A 1,768-nucleotide genomic window follows, 5' to 3' on the forward strand; every position below is an offset into this window, starting at 1 on the left:
GCGAGCTGGATGTCGCCGCGCATCGCCTCCTCCACCATGCCGGGCAGCTGCGAGCGGCCCTTCACGCCACCGAAGGCCGTGCCTTTCCAGGTTCGGCCGGTCACCAGCTGGAAGGGGCGCGTCGAGATCTCCTGGCCCGCGCCCGCGACGCCGATGACGATGGACTGGCCCCAGCCGCGGTGCGCGCACTCCAGCGCCGCGCGCATCACGTTGACATTGCCGATGCATTCGAAGGAGTGATCGACGCCCCAACCGGTCATCTCGACGATCACCTGCTGAATCGGCTTGTCGTGGTCCTTCGGATTCACGCAGTCGGTCGCGCCGAAGACCTTGGCCAGCTCGAACTTGGACGGGTTGGTGTCGATCGCGATGATGCGGCCGGCCTGCGCCAGCTTCGCGCCCTGGATCACCGCCAGCCCGATGCCGCCCAGGCCGAACACGGCCACCGAGTCGCCGGGCTGCACCTTGGCGGTGTTCTTCACCGCGCCCAGGCCGGTGGTCACGCCGCAGCCGAGCAGGCAGACCTGCTCGGGGTTCGCTTCGGGATGGACCTTGGCCAGCGACACCTCGGCCACCACCGTGTACTCGCTGAAGGTCGAGCAGCCCATGTAGTGGTAGACCGGCTGGCCCTGGTAGGAGAAGCGCGTCGTGCCGTCGGGCATCACGCCCTTGCCCTGGGTGGCGCGCACGGCGACGCACAGGTTGGTCTTGCCGGACTTGCAGAACAGGCACTCGCCGCATTCGGCGGTGTAGAGCGGGATGACGTGGTCGCCGGGCTTGACGCTGGTGACGCCCTCGCCCACCTCGACGACGATGCCCGCGCCCTCATGGCCGAGCACCGCCGGGAACAGCCCTTCCGGATCGTCGCCGCTGAGCGTGAACGCATCGGTGTGGCAGACGCCGGTGTGGGTGATCTTCACCAGCACCTCGCCCTTGCGGGGCGGCTCGACATCGATCTCGACGATCTGCAGCGGCTGGCCGGCTGCGAAGGCGACGGCGGCACGGGATTTCATGAGGAGGCCTTTCGGAGGAACGGAATGAGCACGCGCCCCGGAGGGCGCGACGATGCGGGGCAGTCTATACCCCGAGCCTTCCGGGCGCGCCTGCGCGCCGCCCCCAAGTGCGCGCCGCATGCGCCTCGCGCACGACAGCCGCCTTCCGGCGCGTTCCGTTCCTCTTTCCGCTGTGCCCGGCCTGCCGGCCCGCTCAAGCCTTGCCCGGCTCCGCCATCCGCCGATGCTGCTCGGCCAGCACCTCGGCCGGCGTCACGTTGGCCAGCACGGCCTGCAGCTTGTTCTTCCAGCCGGCCACCACCGCGCTCTCGCCGTCCTCCATCGCCTCGTAGCCGGTGCGCGCGACCTCCTCGGGCGGCTGCTTGCGCTGCGTCCCGACCTTGGTGTCCGTCAGCTCGGCGCGCTCGAAGAACTCGGTGTCCGTCGGCCCCGGCATCAGCACCGTGACCGACACGTTGGTGTCCTTCAGTTCGTTGCGCAGCGCATAGGCGAAGGAATCGATGAACGCCTTGGTGCCGTTGTAGACCGCCTGGAAGGTGCCCGGCATCAGGCCCGCGATCGAGCCGGTGATCAGGATCTTTCCGGCATTGCGGTCCCGCATCGTCCGCCCGACGCGCTGGATCAGGTCGAGCGTGCCGGTGATGTTGGTGTCGATGACATGCCGCACCGCATTGAAGTCCTGGTCCAGGAAGGCATGGCCCAGGCCGTGGCCGGCATTGGCCAGCAGCGCGTCGACCGGCCGCGCCGCCAGCGCC

General features: G+C 69.2%; 2 protein-coding genes. Both read right to left on the minus strand.

From position 1 onward, the window contains the following. Positions 1-1,013, minus strand: a 1,013-nt coding sequence (locus FUT87_RS26580; protein WP_147242925.1) for an S-(hydroxymethyl)glutathione dehydrogenase/class III alcohol dehydrogenase, incomplete at its 3' end; no start/stop codon positions are given. Between the two features lie 193 nt (positions 1,014-1,206). Continuing rightward, positions 1,207-1,768: SDR family oxidoreductase (locus FUT87_RS26585; RefSeq protein WP_147242926.1), on the minus strand; the 562-nt coding region annotated here is incomplete at its 5' end.

Source organism: Mitsuaria sp. TWR114, from assembly GCF_007997345.1.